We start from the raw sequence: 19,927 nt of genomic DNA, 5'->3' as shown, positions 1-19,927 counted from the left end.
GGCATCAATGATATTTAAAGAAGGGATTATCAAAGTACTGCCAGTGGCGACCATGTTTATCTTCGTCACTTTAATTTTTGCATTCTACAAGACACAGTATTCTTTGAACCTCTAATCAAAGCATTAAACAGCTGACAAAGGGGAATGTTGTCACTGTTTCCATGGGTACAGCTGCAAGTGGGATGATCTCACACTTAGATGGTGCAGGAGCCACAACCTTTTTATGAACTGTACCCGCACTGCTTCAGCTTGTAAAAATTACATATGGGTCCTTGCTTACTGTGCGATCAAGGTTAAGTGTATACATCTTATGAGTATCAGAAAGCTATTAATATAATGCCTCCATCGGATCGTTTCATTCCTCACTAAAGTCTGAAACGTTTGATCTTAACAGCATTGATCGAACTACGACTGCCATCGTAGAACACACTGTTAAAGAAATACATTCATTATTTTAACAATATTCGTATTAAAACAAAACTAAACAACCAATCACCGGTAAACTATCGGGAATTGGTTGTTTAAAGGTGTTTTTAAATCCTGTCTCAAAACGGGGGTCAGTCCCGTTCCAGCCTGCTTTTTTATTTGGACAGTGTTTTGACGATGTTTTTCAAGCTGTCACCGCGCTTCAGTTCGTACTTACCTGCGCGGATTTTAGATTCGTTTCCGGTCTTTTTCACATAATCTTTGAAGTCATCGGCAGATGAAATGACTTTTCCTTTTGCAAGGAGGTCTGCTATCTCAGCCGTGCTCATGCCGCTTTTGATTTCAAGCTTATACTTGGAATCTTTTTTTTCTGCTTCTTTCTCTTTTTTGTTTTGAGACGAAGCATCCTGCTTCAGAGCGGTCTCTTTATAATGGAGCAGCTGCTGGTATTCTTCGCGTTTCAGCGAAACCTGCTGGTTGTCCTTTAAATAGGTTTTGACATCGGTTTCGCTGATGTTTTGAGCGTCTTTAGAAGCTTCAGCTTTTCCGTTACCCGTCAAATAAAATGCGCCTGCAAGAACAGCGGTAGCCAAAATCATTCCTCCGGCAAATGCTTGTACACTTTGTCTGGTCATACAAGCACCCTCTCATTGTCTTTAATGATCGCTTTCACATCTTCGACAGATACGTGCTCAGCTTTAGCGATGGCGTCTACAGACATGCCGTTTTGGTATTTTGAAAGAATCTGCTTCGCAATATGCTGGCTGATGCCGGCATTTGGTCTGCGGACGACCACATTTGAATCGAGGAGCTCTTCCTCAAGCACGGTCATCTTCTTTTTCAATTTATAGATTTCCTGCATGGCGGACAGCTGAAGGGTTTCCAACTCCTGTTCAACTTCCTTGATCGGTTCTCTTTGAAAATATGAGAATGCAATCAGCGCAATGCTGACAACGAGCAGCGCAATGATAGCAATTTCCACGTTCATCACCTTCAATTCTAATTTTCTCCTTCTTTTTTATACCATAAAAACGCTTGCTTCAAAAGGAGTTAATGCAAAAAATAAAAATTTTGTCGAAGAATTTTATTTTCGTTGCGCCTGCGGGGCCATTTCCAATAGGATAAATACATAACAGGGCTTAACGGGAGGGCGCACGGTGAAAAGGATGATCATCTCGAAAAAACCTTTTCAACATAGTATTCGAAGCGAATCTTTGTTTTGTAACGATATTTTAAAAATATCTTCGCCGGATCATGAAACCGTTCGGCTGAGCTGGGAAATCTCAGATGCTGTGCTTTCAGCGGCTGAAGCGGTTCTGTTTGAAAGTATAAAAGACGTCGAAAAGCAAATTCTTCTCTTTTGCGTAAAAAACGGAGAGCGCAGCGTACGGACGATCCATACCGATGCATTTAAAGGAGAAGCCTCGGTTTTTCCCGCTGCAGGCAATGCGTTCTACAAAGCGGAATACCGGATATACAATTCGCTCAACATGTCGCTGGCCGTTCTCACCTCCGGCTGCTTCTACCTTGGGGAAAACGGAATCCATTCAAACAGCAGCTGTTTTCTGTATCACGACAATCAGCAGGATTGGACGACTCAATTTTCCGCGTACACGAGTTATTCTTTAATAGAAGGAAAGGAGCGTTTCCGTTGATCAATGTATTGCTGCTGTCGTTGGAAAATCCTCTTTTATTGAAAAGCGGAGCGGGGCGCTATGTGAAAAGTCACCTTGAACTATTGCGGAACGAAGTCAGCTTTACCGTCTGCACGACGGCTGCCGGGCAAAACAGCCATGGATGGAAAACGCTTAAGATTCCGCTTGATTTAAAAGCGTTCGCTTCTTTTGAAGAGGCGGTGGCCGCCATGAATTTTCAGATGATCAAAACCGTGCTGGCGTATAAAGGACAATTTAATTTTATCCATGCAAATGATGATATCACCGCGCCTGCCGCCGTTTATCTCAGCGAGGTGCTGGCTCTTCCGCTGATTTCCACGGTACACGGCCTTGAAAGCGGCCGGAAAACGGCAGCAGGCGAGAATGTCCACCCATACAGAGCAAGCCTCGAACGGCTTCTGGCTGAAAAAAGCCGATCAAATTCTCGTGCTGAGCAGCATGATGAAGACAGACATGCAAAAGGCGTTTTCGCTTCCTTTCGAGCAAGTCCGCGTCATTCCCCATCCGTGCATAAAAAGCCGCACGGTGAAAAAACGAATGAAAAGCGTACCGTACTTTTTTTCCTGCGGAAGGTTTGTTCCGGAAAAAGGGTTTATCGAATGGCTGCACGCCTTTCAGCAGCTTCGCAAACGGCAGCCTGATCTTGAACTTGTCATTGCCGGGGAAGGACCGCTTCAAAGCGGGATCGAGACCAAGGCAAGAGAATTGGGCATTAAGGAAAGTGTGACAATTCTTCCTTTCCTTTGTGAAGAAGAAAGAGAGAGCTGGCTGGCATTTTGTGAAATGGCTGTTTTTCCAAGTTGTTATGAGCCGTTCGGCATTGCTGCTCAAGAAAGCATGGCAGCCGGCGCTGCCGTCGCCGTCGGAAACAACGGGGGATGGAACGATTTCGTCATCGATCGGGTGACCGGTTTTCAGGTTGATTTTAATCATCCTGATAAAGCTGCATATGCGCTTGCAGAAATTGTCCGCGATAAGGAGCAGCTGCACAAGGTCGGACAAACGGCAGAGGCTTATATATTAGATTTGCATGATCCTGGATATATCAAAAATGTGTTTTTGCAACATGTGTATCACACGTCTTTTTAACAAACCGTGACAAACTAAAAAAAACGCCTGGCATTCCGGCATCATAAGTGGTATTATAGATAAGTCTGAACAGAAATGATATATAGTTTGGAGGGAAAAATAAATGCGCGTTAATATTACTTTAGCTTGCACTGAATGCGGCGAGCGTAACTATATTTCTACAAAGAACAAGCGTAACAATCCAGATCGCGTTGAATTCAAAAAGTATTGCCCACGTGACAAAAAATCAACATTACACCGCGAAACAAAGTAAGCAGCAGGGATTTTCCTGCTGTTTTTCTGTTTTTAAGGGGGAAAGAGATGTGAAGCGTTCTTTACGAAATGAGGTCAGAAAGAGGCTTGCAAACATGCCGGAACAGGAGTTTCTTCTAAAGGCGGAAGCGATTCACCGGAAGCTTTTTCAATCCAAACAGTGGAAAAAAGCGTCTGGCATTGCCCTTACGATTTCCAGAAATCGCGAAGTTCCGACAGAACCGATTATCGAACAGGCACGGCTTGAAGGAAAAACGGTGTGCATTCCGAAATGTATGCCTGATACAAAAGAGATGCACTTTCGCAGCTTTCAGGATGAAAGCGATCTTGAAGTTGTGTATTTTGGCCTGCAGGAACCGATCGTGCACAAAACCGGGCGGATGGAGCCTGAAGACATCGATTTCATCCTTGTGCCGGGAATTTGCTATGACCGGACAGGATACAGAATCGGCTATGGAGGCGGCTATTATGACAGATACCTGGCCGGTTTCACAAAAGATACCGCATCGCTGGCTTTCGAGTGCCAAGTGATCGATCATGTCCCAAAGGAGCCGCACGACATTCCGGTTGAGCAAATTTTTACCGAAGACGCCGTTTACACCTGCAGCGGGTCTGCTGAATAATTATTAAAAAATGAGACACGATACGGTTATAGGAGGGATCATATGAGAAAAGTTACATTCATTGCAGTAGGCGTCATTGCCGCCCTTGTGTTTTTTCAAAACCGTTATCGTGTCATCAATTTCATTCTTGGTCAAAACCAGATCCGCCACTATTTTATCCATTTGATGATGAGAATTCCGTTTTTTCGCAATAAGTTTATACAGCAGGCTTTCTGAATCCCGTTTAAAAACGGGATTTTTTTAAAGCGCTTAAAAGGCGCAGAATGACGCGTTTCCTGTTATAATGGACAAAAACAATTGTGGAGCGTCGGTATGTATTCAATCGATTATTTGTATTGGAATTTCATCGGGAACCTCTTAGACAGGGATTTTGAGCTTGTGCAGGCACCAGCTTCATTCGGAGAAGCCTGGCTTGAAGCAAGGGGGAGCGCGCCGTATGATTTGGTTCGCGTTTTTCGGAAGGATATCGATTTCAGACAGGATCTCGTCGGTGACTTGGAATCTCTTTATGAAAGAGCGGAGCGCCTGAGAGCAGCATCAAGGCAGCGAAAGCTCTCGATATTAAACGTCTATTTGTCACAGGAAGCACCTGTAGATGAGTGGGAAGATGTTGTCAGTCATCCGGTCGCAGATAAACGGATCAGCATCGTGCCGGTTTTTATTGAGCACGCTTCGGCTGAAGAAGGCTTCCGCAAACTCGCCGTTGCTTTAAACATGGGGCCGGATGAGCTGACAGGCCACATGCACGATGCCGGATACGAGAATGTGGAAGAGAAGAGAGCCGAAGTATTAGCAGCGGCTAAAGCAAGAGAAGAAGAAAGGCGGCGGGAAGCGGCTGTATTTGAGAAAGGCAAACCGATGTTTACCTGGATTTTTGCAGTGCTTCAAGTCTTCATGTTTCTGCTTCTGGAAATGTCGGGCGGCAGTCAGAATACCGACACGCTCATCCGGTTCGGTGCGAAGGAAAACAGCCTCCTGTTAGCAGGGGAATGGTGGCGGCTTGTCACGCCGATCGTTCTTCATATCGGATTGGTCCACCTCATGTTCAATACATTTGCATTGCTGTCTGTCGGAGCCGCGGCAGAAAGGGTGTTTGGATCATTCCGCTTTCTTGTCATATACATATCAGCAGGAATTTTTGGATCGATCGGCAGCTTTCTGTTCAGCCCGTATCCGTCCGCAGGGGCTTCGGGAGCCATCTTCGGTTGTTTGGGAGCACTTTTGTATCTGGCTTTTTCAAATCGGAAAGCTTTCTTAAAAACGATTGGAACAAATATCATTGTGATTATCATTCTGAACCTCGGCCTCGGTTTCACGATTTCAAATGTTGACAATGCCGGCCATATCGGCGGATTGATCGGCGGACTCCTGACGGCCTTGGCAGTCGGAATCCCCGGGAAAAAAAGACCACTCCAGCGGCTGACAGGCTGGGTTCTCATCTTTGTCATCGGAGGAGGCGCTCTGTACATTGGGACACATTCAGCTTCGATGCAGGAAAATGCCATGCTGCATCAGGCGGCGAAATGGTATGAAGAGGGAGACTATGAAAAGGTAAAAGATGCCTTGCAGGAAGCGGGCTCAAAGCAGGACGCTTCCAGCGACACTTTAAAGCTGCTCGCTTATTCCGAATTTCAGCTCGGCGAGTTTGAAAACGCTGAGAAAAGGTTCGAGGCCGTCGTTGAAAAAGATCCATCAGATCACGCCTCACTCTATAATCTTGCCAGGCTCTATGCTCAAAAAGGCGAGTTCGCCAAAGCCGAACAGTCTGTTGAAAGAGCGTTGGCAGAAAAGCCTGATGAAGAGATGTATAAAGCGTTTCGGGACGAACTTAAGAAAGAAACCGCCCGGTAACCAAGTATGAAAAGCTTCCGTTATGTTAAAAATGGTCTTTAGTATAGACTCATTTGACGGGAGCTTTTAATATACAATGGAAAAAAAGCATGCGGTCCAAAAAAATTTAGCGAAAAATGTTGAATATTTAAATGAAAAGCTGGGGGTCGACAAAAGCTTCGATATGATCCGGCTTGATGTTGTTTATGCTGATAGAGACATGTCGCTTTATCTTGTCGACGGCTTTGTAAAAGATGATATTATGCACCACTTGCTTAAGAATCTCTCAAGGCTCACCCCTGAAAGTCTGGAAGACGATCCGCTTGAGAAGCTGATCAAAACGTACATCCCATACATCGAAATTGATACGGAAGACGACCTCGACAAAGCAGCAGCCCAGGTGTTGTCCGGGCCGGCCGTTCTCCTTGTCGACGGGGTGGACCATGCCATTATTATCGATGCGCGGACATACCCGGCAAGAAACCCGGAGGAACCCGACAATGAACGTGTCGTCAGAGGTTCAAGAGACGGCTTCGTCGAAACGATCGTGTTCAACACCGCACTGACGAGAAGGAGAATCCGCGACCGGTCCCTCAGAATGGAGTTCCTTCAGGTCGGCAGAAGAAGCAAAACAGATGTTGTCATCTGCTATTTGGAAGATATCGCTGATTTGGAAAGTGTAAAAAAGCTGAAGCAATCGCTTGAAGCGATCGATACGGACGCTTTGACAATGGCGGAAAAGACACTGGAAGAATATATCGGCGGCCGTCATTGGAATCCTTATCCGACGGTCCGCTATACAGAAAGGCCTGATACTGCGGCCGTTCATTTGTACGAAGGCCACATTCTCGTCTTTGTGGACGGTTCGCCAAGCGCGCTGATTACCCCTGTTACTTTTTGGCACCATCTGCAGCATGCCGAAGAGTACAGAAACAAACCGCTTGCAGGCGCCTATTTGCGAGTGGTCCGTTTTATATCTGTGTTGGCATCGATCTTTTTGCTGCCGCTGTGGTTTTTGCTCTCCGTTCATCCCGATCTTTTGCCGGACGCCCTTCAATATATAGGGCCTGAAAAAAAAGGGGCCCTTCCGCTGCTTGCGCAATTCATCATAATTGAAATAGGCGTCGACATGATGCGGATGGCTGCAATCCACACCCCGTCGTCTCTGGCTACGGCTCTCGGACTTGTAGCTGCTTTAATGATCGGAGAAGTGGCGGTGCAGGTCGGACTTTTCTCGCATGAAGTCGTCTTGTATCTCGCTGTTGCGGCTATCGGCACGTTTGCTACGCCGAGCTATGAGCTGAGCATAGCGAACAGGCTGGCAAGAATCGTTCTCCTGATCGCGGCCGGCGCATTCGGACCGATCGGCTTTGTCATCGCGATCTTCTGCTGGGTGATTTATCTGGTCAGAATGAAGTCGTTTCATGTGCCGTATTTATGGCCGTTTATCCCCTTTGACTACAGAGCCTTTCGAGATATCGCGATTCGAACGCCAATGCCGCTGAAAAATAGAAGGCCCGTATTTTTGGATCCCCAGGATCCAGACCGCTGAATGTCTGTTTTCCTTCAGGAAAACAGGCTTTTTTTTTGCTTGACGCCGGACAGCTTTATGAATACTCTAATGTTAGACCTTTAAAGAATGGTGAAATAAAATGAAAACAGCCTATGATGTACAGCTGTTGCTGAAACAGTTTGGATGTTATGTTTATTTTGGAGATCGCGAACTTGAACTTGAATATATGATGGACGAACTGAAAGAAATGTTTCTTTCGAATCTGATAGAAAAAGAACAGTGGCTTAAAGGCGTTTCAATTTTGCAGAATGAACTCACAAAAGTAAAGAGAAAATAAAACAGGGATTAGAGGGGGAGCAAAATGAATGACAGCTGGCTGGTCGGAGTCGACCTTGGAGGAACAACGGTAAAGCTCGCTTTTGTAAGCGCTTATGGTGAAATCCTGCACAAGTGGGAAATTCCGACCGATAAATCGGGGGAAACGGTTACGGTAAGCATCGCAAAAGCCATCGACGGAAAATTGAAAGAGCTCGGCAAACCGAAGCACATCTTAAAATGGATCGGCATGGGCGCTCCGGGCCCCGTCAATACGGAGACCGGCATCGTTTATAAAACGACGAACATGGGCTGGGAGAACTATCCGTTAAAAGACCACCTTGAAGCAGAGACAGGATTAGCGGCGGTCATTGAAAATGACGCGAACATCGCGGCTCTCGGCGAAATGTGGAAAGGAGCGGGAGACGGCGCAAAGGATTTGATTCTTGTCACATTGGGAACGGGTGTCGGAGGCGGCATTATTGTAAACGGAGAAATCGTTCGCGGGCAAAACGGTGCAGGCGGAGAAATCGGCCACATCTGTTCAGTTCCTGAAGGAGGAGCGCCGTGCAACTGCGGGAAAAGCGGCTGTATCGAAACGATTGCTTCGGCTACGGGCATCGTCAGGATTGCCAAAGAAAAAATAGAATCCGGTCATCGAGATACAGACTTGCGTGCATGTCCGGATATCACGGCGCGCGATATTTTTGAAGCGGCCAGGGAAAATGATCCGGTTGCTTGCGAAGTCGTCGATTATGTGGCGGGTCATTTAGGAATGGTCCTCGGCAACTTGGCGAGCTCACTCAATCCTTCGAAAATCGTAATTGGCGGAGGCGTCTCAAAAGCAGGAGAAATCCTGCGCTCCAAAGTTGAACAATCTTTCAACCGCTTCGTATTCCCGCGGGCCGGCGAGGCGGCTGAGATCGTAATCGCTTCACTTGGAAACGACGCAGGCGTGATCGGCGGCGCATGGATCGCCAAAAACCAATGGCTGAAAAGCCAGGCGGAGCCTGTTTTATAAGCATTTTCGGAACGCTTTGCAGCATTGTTAACACTTTTAAGCCAATGTGAAAAATGATTGATTTTTTTGTACAGACAGGTTAAGATATGATTTAGTAATTTTAGCGATTTTTCTAAAATAAAACAATATGTGGAAATTCAATTTGCGGAAACATGCGTCTTGCTGCATAGGGAGGTTTCGAATGCGAAAGTCATTTTTTTCAAAAATTTCGTTTTTGTTAATTGCGACATTGCTGATGTGGCTGAAAACGTATGTCGTCTACAAAACAAGCTTCAACATTAAAATTGAAAACTTCATGCAAGAGTTTATATTGTTCATCAATCCTTTAAGCTTTTTGCTGTTTATATTCGGAATCGGCCTGTTTTTCAAAGAAAAAAACAGGAACCGGTTTATTATCGGGGCAAGCATCGTCCTGACGTTTGTCTTGCTTGCGAACATGATCTTCTACCGTTTTTACAACGACTTTTTAACGATTCCTGTATTGTTCCAGACGAATAATATGGGTGATTTGGGAAGCAGTATCAACTCTTTGTTTATGCCGACCGATTTGCTCCTCGTCGTCGACATTGCCATTTTAATTTGGCTGTACAAGCGCCAGCCTGCCAAAACAGGCGGAAAGGCGACAAGAAAGGAACGCGCGGCTTACTATCTATTTGTCGCTGCCGTTTTCTTTTTCAATTTAGGGATTTCTGAAACAGAAAGACCGCAGCTTTTGACAAGATCGTTTGACAGGGAAGTTCTTGTGAAGAATATCAGTCTTTACAACTTCCATATCTATGACGGGCTGATCCAGTCAAAGCAATCTGCACAGCGTGCGCTGGCCGACAGCAACAGCCTCACGGAGATTGAAAACTATGTCAACGCAAACCGCACGGACACCAATCAGAACCTGGCCGGGATCGCCAAGGGTCGGAATGTGATCCTCGTTTCCCTGGAATCCACCCAAAGCTTTGTCGTGAACCAAAAGTTAAACGGCAAAGAGATTACGCCTTATTTAAACGACCTGATAAAGAAAAGCTACAGCTTCGAGAATTTCTATCATCAGACAGGCCAAGGCAAAACGGCAGATTCCGAATTCATCGTCGACAACTCTCTCTATCCTCTTGGAAGAGGAGCGGTCTTCTTTACGAATGCAGGAAACGAATATACGGCAATGCCTGAAATATTGAAAAACCACGGCTATTATTCCTCGATTTTCCATGCGAACAACAAAAGCTTCTGGAATCGGGATATTATGTACGATACGTTTAAATACGATAAGTTTTACGATATCAATTCCTATGATGTAAACGAAGAAAACTCAGTGGGCTGGGGACTGAAAGATAAGGAATTCTTCGAACAAACATCAGAGCTGATGAAAGAAATGCCTCAGCCGTTTTATACCCGCCTGATCACGCTGACAAACCATTTTCCGTTTGAGCTGGATGAGGAAGATAAACTGATCGATGAATTTGATTCAAAAAGCCGTACGTTAAACAGATATTTCCCGACCGTCCGCTATCAGGATGAAGCGCTTAAACGTTTTATTGAAAAGCTGAAAGAAGACGGCCTCTACGATAATTCTGTTATCGTGTTATACGGTGACCATTACGGGATTTCCGAAAACCATAACGAAGCGATGAGCCAATTCCTCGGCAGAGAAGTAACCCCGTTTGAGGAAGTGCAGCTTCAAAGAGTCCCGCTTGTGATCCACATTCCGGGAGTGACGGATAAAGAGCCGAAAGCCATTGACACCGTCGGCGGCCAAATCGATATTCGGCCGACTGTACTGAACCTTCTCGGAATCGATTCGAGCGATCAGATCCAGTTTGGAAACGACCTGTTTGCCAAAGACAAAACGGAGTTTACAGTGCTTCGCGACGGCAGCTTTATTACGAAAGACAAAGTATACACAGACGGCATATGCTATGATAAATCAACAGGAGAGCCGTCTAAAGATAAAAAAGGCTGTGAGCCGTACATTGAAAAAGCGAAACAGGAGCTTTCATATTCAGATCAAATCATTTATGGCGACTTGCTGAGGTTTTATGACAGCGAGCGCTTAAAAAAGCAATCTGACGCCAAGCCGAAAGACGAGTAAGCTTTTCTTTTGGCGGAGAAAGCTGATGCAGCAGGCCGGATATCGTTCCGGCCTGTTTTTAATGACAAGAGTCCGTCATCAAAATCATGATCCAAGCCGATGCCGGTTATGATATAATTGATAATGATTCTCTTTATCGATATTCAAACCAGAAAGAAGGTATGAAAGGTGAATATGAAAGGAAAGACGCTCGCTGGAGCATGCTTTGTACTATTATTGATCGCAGCATTGACAGCATGCGGCAATCAAACGGAGAGCAAAGATTCGTCTTCTCAATCAAAAAGCGAAGAAACGATTACATACAAGGCTGAAAACGGAACGGTTAAAGTTCCGAAGCATCCGAAACGGGTGGTTGTCATGGCTGACGATTATTTCGGCTATTTCAAGACACTCGGTCTCAATGTAGTGGGTGCCCCTGACAGGGTATTCAAAAATCCTTATTTCAAGGGGAAAACCGAGGGTGTGACAAACATTGGTGAAGGAAATTCCGCTGAAAAGGTTATTCAATTAAAACCGGACCTGATTGTCGTATGGACGACCCAAGGCGCTGATATCGAAAAGCTGGAAAAAATCGCTCCGACGGTCGCTTTGAAATATGACAGCTTGAATAACACTGAACGGCTGAAGGATTTCGCAAAAATGACAGGTACTGAAGATCGAGCGGAGAAATGGCTGGCTGAATGGGACAAAAAAGTTGCCGCGGCAAAATCAAAAATTCAAAAAGCGGTCGGGGACAAAACGGTTTCCATTATGCAAACGAATGGCAAAGAAATCTTTGTATTCGGCGATCAATTCGGAAGGGGAGGAAGCATTGTTTATCAAGATCTCGGCTTAAAGGCGACAAAGCTGACGAAGGAAAAAGCAATCGACGAAGGGCCGGGCTACACGAGCATTTCATTAGAAAAGCTGCCTGAATTCGCCGGAGATTATATATTTATAGGGCCCTGGGAATCAAGCGGAGACGACAGCGCCGTGCTTAATACCTCCATTTGGAAGAACCTTGGCGCGGTCAAAAATCAACATGTCTATAAAATCGACCCTGTCGGCTTCTACTTTTCCGATCCGATTTCATTAGAGGGCCAGCTTGACTTTATTACAGAAAGCTTAGCGAAATAATAGATGAACTTCCGCCTATTTGGGCGGAAGTTTTTTTGCGGGCTGAAACCTTATTGAAAAAGCGTTTTTTAAGCGAACCGGGAGAGTTTTTAAACGAGCCTTCATCATATGCTATTGTGGGAGGGATCATTGATGGCATTCATCAACATCAAACCGGAGTTAAAGCAGAATATGGATAGATTGTCTAATATCCTGAACATACCCGAACCGCTTTTAATCAGCGCAAACGCGAATGCAGCCGCGGACGAATTTTATTTTCCGGGAGCGTCTTTTCAAGCAGGAAAAAACGTTCCAGCAGCCGAAACATATGAACAGCTGCAATTATTGGTGAATCAATACACACTTGAAGATGAACAGTGGCTGACAAAAACAGTCGTTTACGATTCAGCAGTACTGAAAAAGGAAATTGACAGATTGACGGAGTGCTTTCCGTTTGTTACTTCCCGCATCATCGGTCGCTCAAGCATGGGCCAGCCTATATACGAACTGCTCCTCGGAGCTGAAAATGCCGAAAAAAAAACGCATATGAATGCTTCTTTTCATGCCAATGAATGGATCACCACTTCTGTTTTGATGAAATGGCTCAAAGAATATTGTTATCATTTATGTACAGGCCGGTCCGCTTTAGGTTTTTCACCGCTTGACATTTTTTCATCAACAAAGCTTTCCGTCGTGCCGATCGTTAATCCCGACGGGGTTGATCTTGTGCTTAACGGTCCCGGTCATCTTGGGATAGCGCGGGAAGCACTGGATGAGATGAATGAGCATCAACCGGATTTCCGGGAATGGAAAGCCAATATAAACGGAGTGGATTTAAATAATCAGTTTCCGTCTTTTTGGGAGATCGAAAAACAGAGAAAACCGCCCAAATCCCCTTCCTACAGGGACTACCCCGGAGATGAACCGCTGACAGAACCGGAAGCGGCAGCGATGAGGGATTTAATCGCAAACGAGCCGCCTGATCGGCTTGTGGCGCTTCACACACAGGGAGAGGAAATTTATTGGGGGTACAAGGGGCTGGAGCCTCCTGAATCAGCCGATGTGATCCAAACATTTGAGCGCCTGAGCGGTTATAAGGGCGTCAGATATATAGACAGCTATGCAGGATTTAGAGATTGGTTTATTCATTTTTTCGGAAGAGAAGGATATACTGTTGAACTCGGCAAAGGAAAAAATCCTTTACCACTGAAACAATTTGACGATATATATTGTAAAAGCAGAGGCATACTTTGGGCATCCTGCTTTTTTGAAAGCTGAAACTTTTCACGGTGAAAATCGTAAATTAGACAGCCAATCATTTATGGAGGGAGAATGGCCGGTTTGAGAGTTTCGTTATGGCTTATTGCCGCTGTGATGACCGTGGCTGCGGCTGGTTGCACACCGCAGCATCAGGAAGGAACGAAAAGCGTTCATCATGAGGAGCCGGAAGGGAAAAAGAAAAGCAGTGCAGCAGTAAAAGATAAAAAAGTGATAGCGCTGAAGGACCGGCACTTTGATGAGGCGGCAGGATGGCTTGATAATGAAACCGTTATATACACCGCAACCGATCCGGTCGCAGGAAGTGAAGTCAAATCATATGATATATTTAAAGGGACGGGCGAAACGATCTACAAGACGGATGACAGGCTGATAGCGGCGGAAGTAAACAGGGAAAAAGGCATGATTCTCATCCAAACCGCCGGAAACGGCTCTGAAATGAAGTTAACTTTGCTTAATTTACAGGGAAAACAGCTGTACACAAAAAAATTTCGCACGCATGAACTGCAAGTGGACTGGAATCGGTTTGACCCTTATCTTTTATACGTCACAACTTTTACGAAAGATTGGAATTATGAATCGCGCCTGATTGATGCGAAAGAACAGCAAACCGAAAAAGACATCGCACAGGCCGCCTTTGTTCATTGGACTTCCGCCGACACTTTTGAATATATCAAATGGAATGAACGGAACCGGGAAAAACCGGCTCCTGTTTATTCCTTCAACACAGCGGACGGACGGGAAAAGAAGCTCGCCGGTGATGCCGTACTGCTCGATGTTCTGGGGGATATGCGGCTGATTGTAGCGCCTTCATCCAGTCATCGCCAGGGCACCTACATATTTTCAGACGTTTCTTCTTCGGAAAAGAAAATTTCTTTCAAATTGCCGCTGTTCTCGGAATATGGCAGCCTGTCACCGATGGAATACAGCTACGACCCTCGGCATGAGCTGTTTTATACGTATCAGCCGAATGAGTCGGGCTCCTTGTATGATCTGATTTCCGTCAGTCTCAAAACCGGCAAACGGGAAGTCATTCGTGAAAAAGTGGAAATGCTTCCGATTACCGTATCTCCTGACGGGGATTATGCATTGTACGGTTATACCCAGGATCAAATCATTTCATTCAACTCAAAAACTGCAGCACCCCTTGTGACAAAAGAATAGAAAGGAGAATGGACAGTGGCCATAGCAGACGTTACCATCATACCGATCGGTACCGAAACTCCAAGCGTAAGCGCGTATGTAGCGGAGATTCAAACCATTTTAGAAGGATTTAAAAAAGAAGGCAAAATCCAATATCAGCTGACACCGATGAATACTTTGATTGAAGGGGAATTAAGCGATTTATTTGAGGTGATTCAGACGATTCACGAAGCGCCTTTCCAAAAAGGCATCCACAGAGTGGCGACGAATATCAGGATTGACGACCGCCGCGACAAGAAAACGACGATGGAAGGCAAGCTTGCAAGCGTCCAGCGTCATTTCAGCCAATAAGAAAAACAGCCTTATTCCGGAATAACGGAATAAGGCTGTTTTTGTCTAAAGGCACCGGGTTTAGTGGACTGTCGGATACCCGCTGTTAATGATTGTCATGACGGTAAACCATCCAAACACTAAAAAAGCCGCCCCGCCAAATAAGATGCCAAGAACGTTGATTTGTTTAAGAGAACGAAGAACTCCAAGAGCAGATAATATCGTGACTAGACCGAAAATGATCACGAGCAACATCAATATAAACCCCCTTCGTTTGGATCCCCTGCAGTATATTTCCAATTTTATTTTAACCGTTTTCATCAAATTTGTCGAGGACAACATGATTCATTGAAAGTTTCCCGCAAAACCTTCATAATGGAACAAAGAAAGATGAATCTGAGGTGAAGAAAATGAAATGGAGAAGAATGCCTTTAGGGCCAATCCAGACGAACGCTTATATTTTATCCCATGATGACGGTACCTGTTTAATAATTGATCCCGGCAGCGAATCAGGGAAACTGAATGCATACATAAAAGAAAACGGTTTGAAGCCTCTTGCAGTATTGCTCACTCACGCTCATTTTGATCATATCGGAGCCGTGGACAATGTCAGAAAAGAATGGAACATTCCTGTATACGTACATAAAAATGAAGCTGAATGGCTGACTGATCCTTCATTAAATGGTTCAGCGCTGCTTACGGGACAGACGATCACAGCAGAAAAAGCAGATCATCTGATCGAAGAAGAGGGGGATCTTAAAATCGGCTCTTTTACGCTCCGCATGCTCTTTACGCCTGGACATTCTCCGGGCAGCGTCTCGTATTATGCGGAAGAAGAAAACCTGATCGTTTCCGGGGATGTTTTATTTAAAGGGGGAGTCGGGCGTACAGACCTGCCGGGAGGAAATCAAAAGGTGCTGATGGACAGTATTCATCAAAAACTGCTGACACTTCCGGAAGAGACGCTTGTGTTAAGCGGTCACGGCCCCGAGACGGACATTGCAACAGAACAGGAACAAAACCCGTTCATCAACGGATTTACTTTGTAAAACATAAAAAAGACGATCCTGATGGATCGTCTTTTTTAATGGCCTCCCTGCCCGGGAACCATAATAAACACAGAATAATATGTAAATGCGGCAAAAAAGACTGTCAAGTAAGCACCGAAAATATAAATGTACATCCGCTCGGTCAAGTTGAGATACGATAAGAACACAAAGAATACAGTTTGACCGAAGAACAGCAGTGATGCATCTTTCATATTTCCTAAATAAAACATGACCGCAAAGATACCTGTCCAGAATCCTAACACACGGAACATGCGATTCATTTATATCCCTCCCAAAAAGCCCCTTTGATTTTATTATAAGCCAATTTATCTTGAAATGTAAACATTTTCATTTTGGGAAAATCAATTCATTTTTTACAATTTTGTGATAAGCATTTTTAAAAAATCACCTGTCACGTGTTTAAACGGAAAATATCACGGGTACTAAAACATACAAAGACAAAGTCAGTACATTTTAAGGAGGAATCATTCATGGAAGAGCTGACCTTTTATTCATACCCGAGCTGCACATCATGCCGGAAAACGAAACATTGGCTGAAAGCGAACCAGGTTGATTTTACAGAGCGGCATCTTTTCAGGGAAACGCCGAATCAGGACGAGCTGAAACATATTTTGTCTCTCACGACCGAAGGAATTGATGAGATATTGGCGACAAGAAGCCAGGCATTTAAAGAGTTAAATCTTGATATCGAAGAATTAACGGTCAGCGAAGTGCTGGAATTGTTAATTCAAAAACCAAAGCTGCTGAGACGCCCGATTATCGTAAACGGCGATAAGCTGGTTGTCGGATATAATCCCGGCGAACTCTTAAAATTAAAAAAACACACCTTACACCGTTCTGTTTCCTGAAAAAAACGAAGATTGCTGACACATTGCATGTTCAGCATATCTTCGTTTTTTCGCCTGTGTAACTGGGCTAGCTGGATTCGAACCAGCGCGTCACGGAGTCAAAGTCCGTTGCCTTACCGCTTGGCTATAGCCCAATGCGCTTACGTATAGTGTAGACAATCGATTTCGTTTTATACATAGTGATCAAAATGTTGGTCATATAGCCGATTGATTTTAAAGGAAAACAATGAGGAGGATTGACATGGAAAACAAGCATGCAGCCCTTTATGAGTATTTGGTCAAACAGGCGGACAGAATCACCGATGAATGGCTGTCCCGAACAGCGTCTGAAAAAGAAAAAACGGCACAGCAATATAAGGACTTTATACTGGCTGTTTCAAGGGTATTTGCCAAGGATGAACAGGCGCTATGCTGGGATAAAGCTTCCGGATGCGCCAAGGAAATTGCCTACGACAGGGCTGTTAGCCAAATTCCGGTGACTGAAAGCATAAAGGGGTTTAAAGTGTGCCGTGAACTTTTAATAGATGAAATCGAGCATTTTTCGGATAAACATGCACCGGACTGTTCGAAAAAAGACTTTTTTATCTGGAATAAACAGCTTCACTCAATGATGGATGAGGTTATTGAACAGTTTATTCTTGAATATGAGCATACGACAAAGAGGCAATTGAAGGCGCAGACCGAGATGATACGCGAACTGAGCGCACCTGTTATACCGGTATCAGAACACATCGGTGTGCTGCCGCTCATTGGCGAAATTGATACTCACAGGGCAACGGTGATCATTGAATCTGCGCTTAAGCAGTGTGCTGAGCTTCATCTCTCGCATCTGTTTATTGATATTTCCGGTGTTCCTGTCGTCGATACGATGGTTGCCTACCAGTTGTTCAAAGTCGTAGACAGCACAAAACTACTTGGCGTTGAGACGGTTCTTTCGGGCTTGAGACCGGAGATTGCCCAAACAGTTGTGAAGCTTGGGATGGATTTTTCGCATATTAACACAGAACAGAGCCTTGCTAAGGCGCTTTGCAATAAAGGCTTTTGCATCCGTGAAAACGGCAAGGCTGAAGAGAAGGTTTAAATTTCTCATTTCAGCAGTTGGAAGCTGAATAAAATAGTCAAATCGGTATTCGGAAATTCCGTTTTTGCTTCGTATTCAGCTTGATTTGCGATTTTTAAGGATTTGATGCTTCCGATGTTTTTCGTATAAACTGCGCTTAGAAAGGAGGCGCAATGGTTTGTACACGATTGAATCATTAAGCGGAAGATTAATTGACGAGGCATATAGAATGAAGGCGTCAGACATTCATATTGTTCCCGGTGAAAAAGAGGCGGTGGTTCGCTTCAGGATTGATGATGAACTTTTTCAAAAAGACAGATTAACGAGAAATGAGTGCTCAAGGCTCATTTCTCACTTTAAATTCCTTTCTTCGATGGATATTGGGGAAAGACGGCTGCCGCAAAGCGGAGCTTTGACTCTTTATATCAACCGTCAGCCCGTTCATTTAAGAATGTCCACTCTGCCCACCATCCATGATGAAAGCTTGGTCATCAGGCTTCTTCCCAAGATGAGCAGCAAGCCGCTCACAAAGCTCTCATTGTTTCCGAGTGCAACATTCAAGCTGCTGTCTTTTCTGAAGCATTCCCACGGATTAATTCTGTTCACCGGTCCGACAGGCTCGGGGAAAACGACAACACTCTATTCTTTAATCGAATACGCTAAGCGGCATTTTAAGCGAAACATCATTACCTTGGAAGACCCTGTTGAATCAAGAAGCGAAAACATTTTGCAAGTGCAAGTAAACGAAAAAGCTGGCATGACTTATTCTGCGGGGTTGAAGGCGGTGCTTCGCCACGATCCGGACATGATCATCCTCGGGGAAATTCGCGATGCCGAAACAGCCCAAATCGCAGTCAGGGCAGCTTTGACAGGACACCTTGTTTTATCGAGCATGCATGCGAAAAATGCCAAAGGCGCAATATACAGGCTGCTCGAGTTCGGCGTTGATATGACAGAAATTGAACAAACACTGGTCGCAATCAGCGCCCAGCGCCTCGTCGGTCTCGTCTGCCCGTTTTGCGGCGACAGCTGCTCTTTATATTGCAGATTGTCGAGGCCTGTGAGAAGAGCAAGCGTCTTCGAGCTTTTGTACGGAAAAAGCCTCAATCTCTGCATCGAAGAAGCAAAAGGCAGGTGCGGTGACATAAAAACAGAAACTTTGAAAACGCTGATCCAGAAGGGAATAGCACTCGGATATCTGCCGTCGAATACTTATGAACGCTGGATAGGCCATGAAGATTAAAATGAAGTGGCCCGTCCGGGAACAGGCGGACATTCTGAAAAAACTCGGAGACATGATGAAGAGCGGATATACGATTTTGGATGCTTTAAGTATGCTGAAACTGCAATTGAATGAAAGGCGAAGAGCAGATCTGACATTTGCGATGGAGAAGCTGACAGAAGGGCGACCTGTGTTTCAAGTGCTTGAAATGATTTCATTTCATAAGGATGCTGTTACCATTGTTTACTTTGCCGAACAGCACGGGAATTTGCCGTATGCCTTTCGGCAGAGCGGAGAGCTGCTTCACCGCAAGATCGCTCAAACCGAAAAACTAAAGAAAGCCGCCAGATATCCCTTGTTTTTAGTTTTAACGGTCTGCGTCATTATCTCTATTATGAAATCGGCAATCATCCCGCAATTTTCCGCGATCTATGAATCAATGAACGTTGAAACGTCTTTTGCAACGACCCTCATCTTTTCGGTTTTTGATCATTTTTATCTTTTTATCGCAGGAATGATGTTGATTGCCGCCGCTTTATCCCTCTATTATCTGTGTTCATTTCGCCATAAACCTCCAGAAGACAAAATGACCTTTCTCATTAGAATCCCCTTGCTGGGCCAAACCTTCAAACTATTCAACAGTTATTTTTTATCGCTCCAATTGAGCAATCTTTTGCAAGCTGGTCTGTCTGTATATGACAGTTTAAAAGCATTTGAAAGCCAGCCGTTTTTATCATTTCATAAAAATGAAGCGAAGCGCCTGATCGAGCGGCTGAAACAAGGGGAGAGTCTGGAGCAGATGCTGGCCGGGCATCCGTTTTATGAAAATGATCTGGCGAAGGCTGTTGCTCACGGCCAATTAAACGGACACTTATACAGAGAGCTGTATTCATACAGTCAATTTTTGATTGAACGGCTTGAACGGAAAGCAGAAAAATGGACAGGTTTGATCCAGCCATTGATTTACGGGCTAACAGCGGCGATGATATTAATTCTTTATTTGTCTATGCTTTTGCCAATGTATCAAATGATGAACCAGTTATAAGGAGGACGGAA

The 19,927-nt window shown here is 44.8% G+C and carries 23 protein-coding genes, 1 tRNA gene and 1 pseudogene; 20 read left to right on the top strand and 5 right to left on the bottom strand.

The window, feature by feature from the left end; translation table 11 throughout:
• Positions 1-273: 273 nt before the first annotated feature.
• A pseudogene (locus MHH76_RS13440) lies at positions 274-525 on the top strand (IS3 family transposase); the annotation flags it as partial.
• A 56-nt stretch (positions 526-581) separates the two neighbouring features.
• Here the strand turns inward: MHH76_RS13440 and MHH76_RS13435 are convergent.
• Together MHH76_RS13435 and MHH76_RS13430 are read right to left on the bottom strand one after the other, a co-directional pair.
• On the bottom strand, positions 582-1,061 hold the full coding sequence (locus MHH76_RS13435) for an endolytic transglycosylase MltG (RefSeq protein WP_020452195.1): 480 nt from the start codon (positions 1,059-1,061) through the stop codon (positions 582-584).
• Complete coding sequence (locus tag MHH76_RS13430) at positions 1,058-1,408, bottom strand: hypothetical protein (RefSeq protein ID WP_011198121.1); 351 nt, start codon at positions 1,406-1,408, stop codon at positions 1,058-1,060. The genes MHH76_RS13435 and MHH76_RS13430 overlap by 4 nt, the downstream gene beginning before the upstream one ends.
• A gap of 184 nt (positions 1,409-1,592) precedes the next feature.
• Here MHH76_RS13430 and MHH76_RS13425 point away from each other — a divergent pair, with 184 nt between their 5' ends.
• The 14 genes from MHH76_RS13425 to MHH76_RS13360 all read left to right on the top strand — a co-directional run bounded on the left by MHH76_RS13425 (position 1,593) and on the right by MHH76_RS13360 (position 14,692).
• A complete protein-coding gene (locus tag MHH76_RS13425) occupies positions 1,593-2,081 on the top strand; it encodes a hypothetical protein (protein WP_020452194.1) in 489 nt (162 codons plus the stop codon).
• A 384-nt stretch (positions 2,082-2,465) separates the two neighbouring features.
• Positions 2,466-3,191: a glycosyltransferase family 4 protein gene (locus tag MHH76_RS13420; protein ID WP_020452193.1), complete on the top strand. Its 726-nt coding sequence runs from the start codon at positions 2,466-2,468 to the stop codon at positions 3,189-3,191.
• Between the two features lie 103 nt (positions 3,192-3,294).
• A complete protein-coding gene (rpmG, locus tag MHH76_RS13415) occupies positions 3,295-3,444 on the top strand; it encodes a 50S ribosomal protein L33 (protein WP_003183500.1) in 150 nt (49 codons plus the stop codon).
• A gap of 49 nt (positions 3,445-3,493) precedes the next feature.
• The gene (locus tag MHH76_RS13410) at positions 3,494-4,066 is read left to right on the top strand and encodes a 5-formyltetrahydrofolate cyclo-ligase (RefSeq protein ID WP_020452192.1); all 573 of its coding nucleotides are present in this window, start codon (positions 3,494-3,496) and stop codon (positions 4,064-4,066) included.
• 42 nt (positions 4,067-4,108) lie between these two features.
• On the top strand, positions 4,109-4,282 hold the full coding sequence (locus tag MHH76_RS13405; protein ID WP_020452191.1) for a hypothetical protein: 174 nt from the start codon (positions 4,109-4,111) through the stop codon (positions 4,280-4,282).
• A gap of 96 nt (positions 4,283-4,378) precedes the next feature.
• Entirely contained in the window at positions 4,379-5,917 is a 1,539-nt protein-coding gene (locus MHH76_RS13400; RefSeq protein ID WP_025811154.1) for a rhomboid family intramembrane serine protease, read from the top strand.
• A 76-nt stretch (positions 5,918-5,993) separates the two neighbouring features.
• A complete protein-coding gene (locus MHH76_RS13395; RefSeq protein WP_020452189.1) occupies positions 5,994-7,448 on the top strand; it encodes a spore germination protein in 1,455 nt (484 codons plus the stop codon).
• Positions 7,449-7,548: 100 nt separating this feature from the next.
• Positions 7,549-7,746 (top strand): YqgQ family protein, encoded by a 198-nt coding sequence (locus MHH76_RS13390; protein ID WP_020452188.1) that lies wholly within the window; start codon positions 7,549-7,551, stop codon positions 7,744-7,746.
• Positions 7,747-7,770: 24 nt separating this feature from the next.
• Positions 7,771-8,745, top strand: a complete 975-nt coding sequence (locus MHH76_RS13385; protein ID WP_035338377.1) for an ROK family glucokinase — start codon at positions 7,771-7,773, stop codon at positions 8,743-8,745.
• Positions 8,746-8,926: 181 nt separating this feature from the next.
• Complete coding sequence (locus MHH76_RS13380; RefSeq protein WP_035338376.1) at positions 8,927-10,825, top strand: LTA synthase family protein; 1,899 nt, start codon at positions 8,927-8,929, stop codon at positions 10,823-10,825.
• Positions 10,826-10,999: 174 nt separating this feature from the next.
• The gene (locus tag MHH76_RS13375) at positions 11,000-11,941 is read left to right on the top strand and encodes an iron-hydroxamate ABC transporter substrate-binding protein (protein WP_033155114.1); all 942 of its coding nucleotides are present in this window, start codon (positions 11,000-11,002) and stop codon (positions 11,939-11,941) included.
• A gap of 132 nt (positions 11,942-12,073) precedes the next feature.
• Positions 12,074-13,198, top strand: a complete 1,125-nt coding sequence (locus MHH76_RS13370) for a M14 family metallocarboxypeptidase (RefSeq protein WP_035338375.1) — start codon at positions 12,074-12,076, stop codon at positions 13,196-13,198.
• A gap of 54 nt (positions 13,199-13,252) precedes the next feature.
• On the top strand, positions 13,253-14,362 hold the full coding sequence (locus tag MHH76_RS13365) for a hypothetical protein (protein ID WP_035338374.1): 1,110 nt from the start codon (positions 13,253-13,255) through the stop codon (positions 14,360-14,362).
• Positions 14,363-14,377: 15 nt separating this feature from the next.
• Positions 14,378-14,692: an MTH1187 family thiamine-binding protein gene (locus tag MHH76_RS13360; protein WP_020452182.1), complete on the top strand. Its 315-nt coding sequence runs from the start codon at positions 14,378-14,380 to the stop codon at positions 14,690-14,692.
• Positions 14,693-14,752: 60 nt separating this feature from the next.
• On the opposite strand, the gene MHH76_RS13355 is transcribed toward MHH76_RS13360, so the two are convergent.
• Positions 14,753-14,926: a DUF2759 domain-containing protein gene (locus MHH76_RS13355; protein ID WP_003183486.1), complete on the bottom strand. Its 174-nt coding sequence runs from the start codon at positions 14,924-14,926 to the stop codon at positions 14,753-14,755.
• Positions 14,927-15,081: 155 nt separating this feature from the next.
• Between MHH76_RS13355 and MHH76_RS13350 the strand changes: the two genes are divergently transcribed.
• Positions 15,082-15,720 (top strand): MBL fold metallo-hydrolase, encoded by a 639-nt coding sequence (locus tag MHH76_RS13350; protein ID WP_020452181.1) that lies wholly within the window; start codon positions 15,082-15,084, stop codon positions 15,718-15,720.
• A 35-nt stretch (positions 15,721-15,755) separates the two neighbouring features.
• Here the strand turns inward: MHH76_RS13350 and MHH76_RS13345 are convergent, their stop codons facing one another.
• A complete protein-coding gene (locus MHH76_RS13345; RefSeq protein WP_020452180.1) occupies positions 15,756-16,001 on the bottom strand; it encodes a DUF2626 domain-containing protein in 246 nt (81 codons plus the stop codon).
• 210 nt (positions 16,002-16,211) lie between these two features.
• Here MHH76_RS13345 and MHH76_RS13340 point away from each other — a divergent pair, with 210 nt between their 5' ends.
• Entirely contained in the window at positions 16,212-16,589 is a 378-nt protein-coding gene (locus tag MHH76_RS13340) for a Spx/MgsR family RNA polymerase-binding regulatory protein (protein ID WP_003183482.1), read from the top strand.
• A 62-nt stretch (positions 16,590-16,651) separates the two neighbouring features.
• Here MHH76_RS13340 and MHH76_RS13335 read toward each other — a convergent pair.
• Positions 16,652-16,723 (bottom strand) — tRNA-Gln (locus MHH76_RS13335).
• Between the two features lie 107 nt (positions 16,724-16,830).
• On the opposite strand from MHH76_RS13335, the gene MHH76_RS13330 reads away from it, so the two are divergent.
• From MHH76_RS13330 to comGB, 3 genes are all read left to right on the top strand, one after another.
• Positions 16,831-17,670 carry an STAS domain-containing protein gene (locus MHH76_RS13330; RefSeq protein ID WP_035338373.1) on the top strand — a complete coding sequence of 280 codons (840 nt, stop codon included), beginning with the start codon at positions 16,831-16,833 and terminating at the stop codon, positions 17,668-17,670.
• A gap of 157 nt (positions 17,671-17,827) precedes the next feature.
• Positions 17,828-18,892, top strand: a complete 1,065-nt coding sequence (gene comGA, locus MHH76_RS13325; protein ID WP_025811157.1) for a competence type IV pilus ATPase ComGA — start codon at positions 17,828-17,830, stop codon at positions 18,890-18,892.
• Complete coding sequence (comGB, locus tag MHH76_RS13320; protein ID WP_035338372.1) at positions 18,882-19,916, top strand: competence type IV pilus assembly protein ComGB; 1,035 nt, start codon at positions 18,882-18,884, stop codon at positions 19,914-19,916. The genes comGA and comGB overlap by 11 nt, the downstream gene beginning before the upstream one ends.
• The last annotated feature ends 11 nt before the right edge of the window (positions 19,917-19,927 follow it).

It is taken from the genome of Bacillus sp. FSL L8-0193, assembly GCF_037976065.1.
GTDB lineage: Bacteria > Bacillota > Bacilli > Bacillales > Bacillaceae > Bacillus > Bacillus paralicheniformis.
Note: the sequence above shows the minus strand (reverse complement) of the source record. Positions and strands in the feature narration are given on the sequence as shown.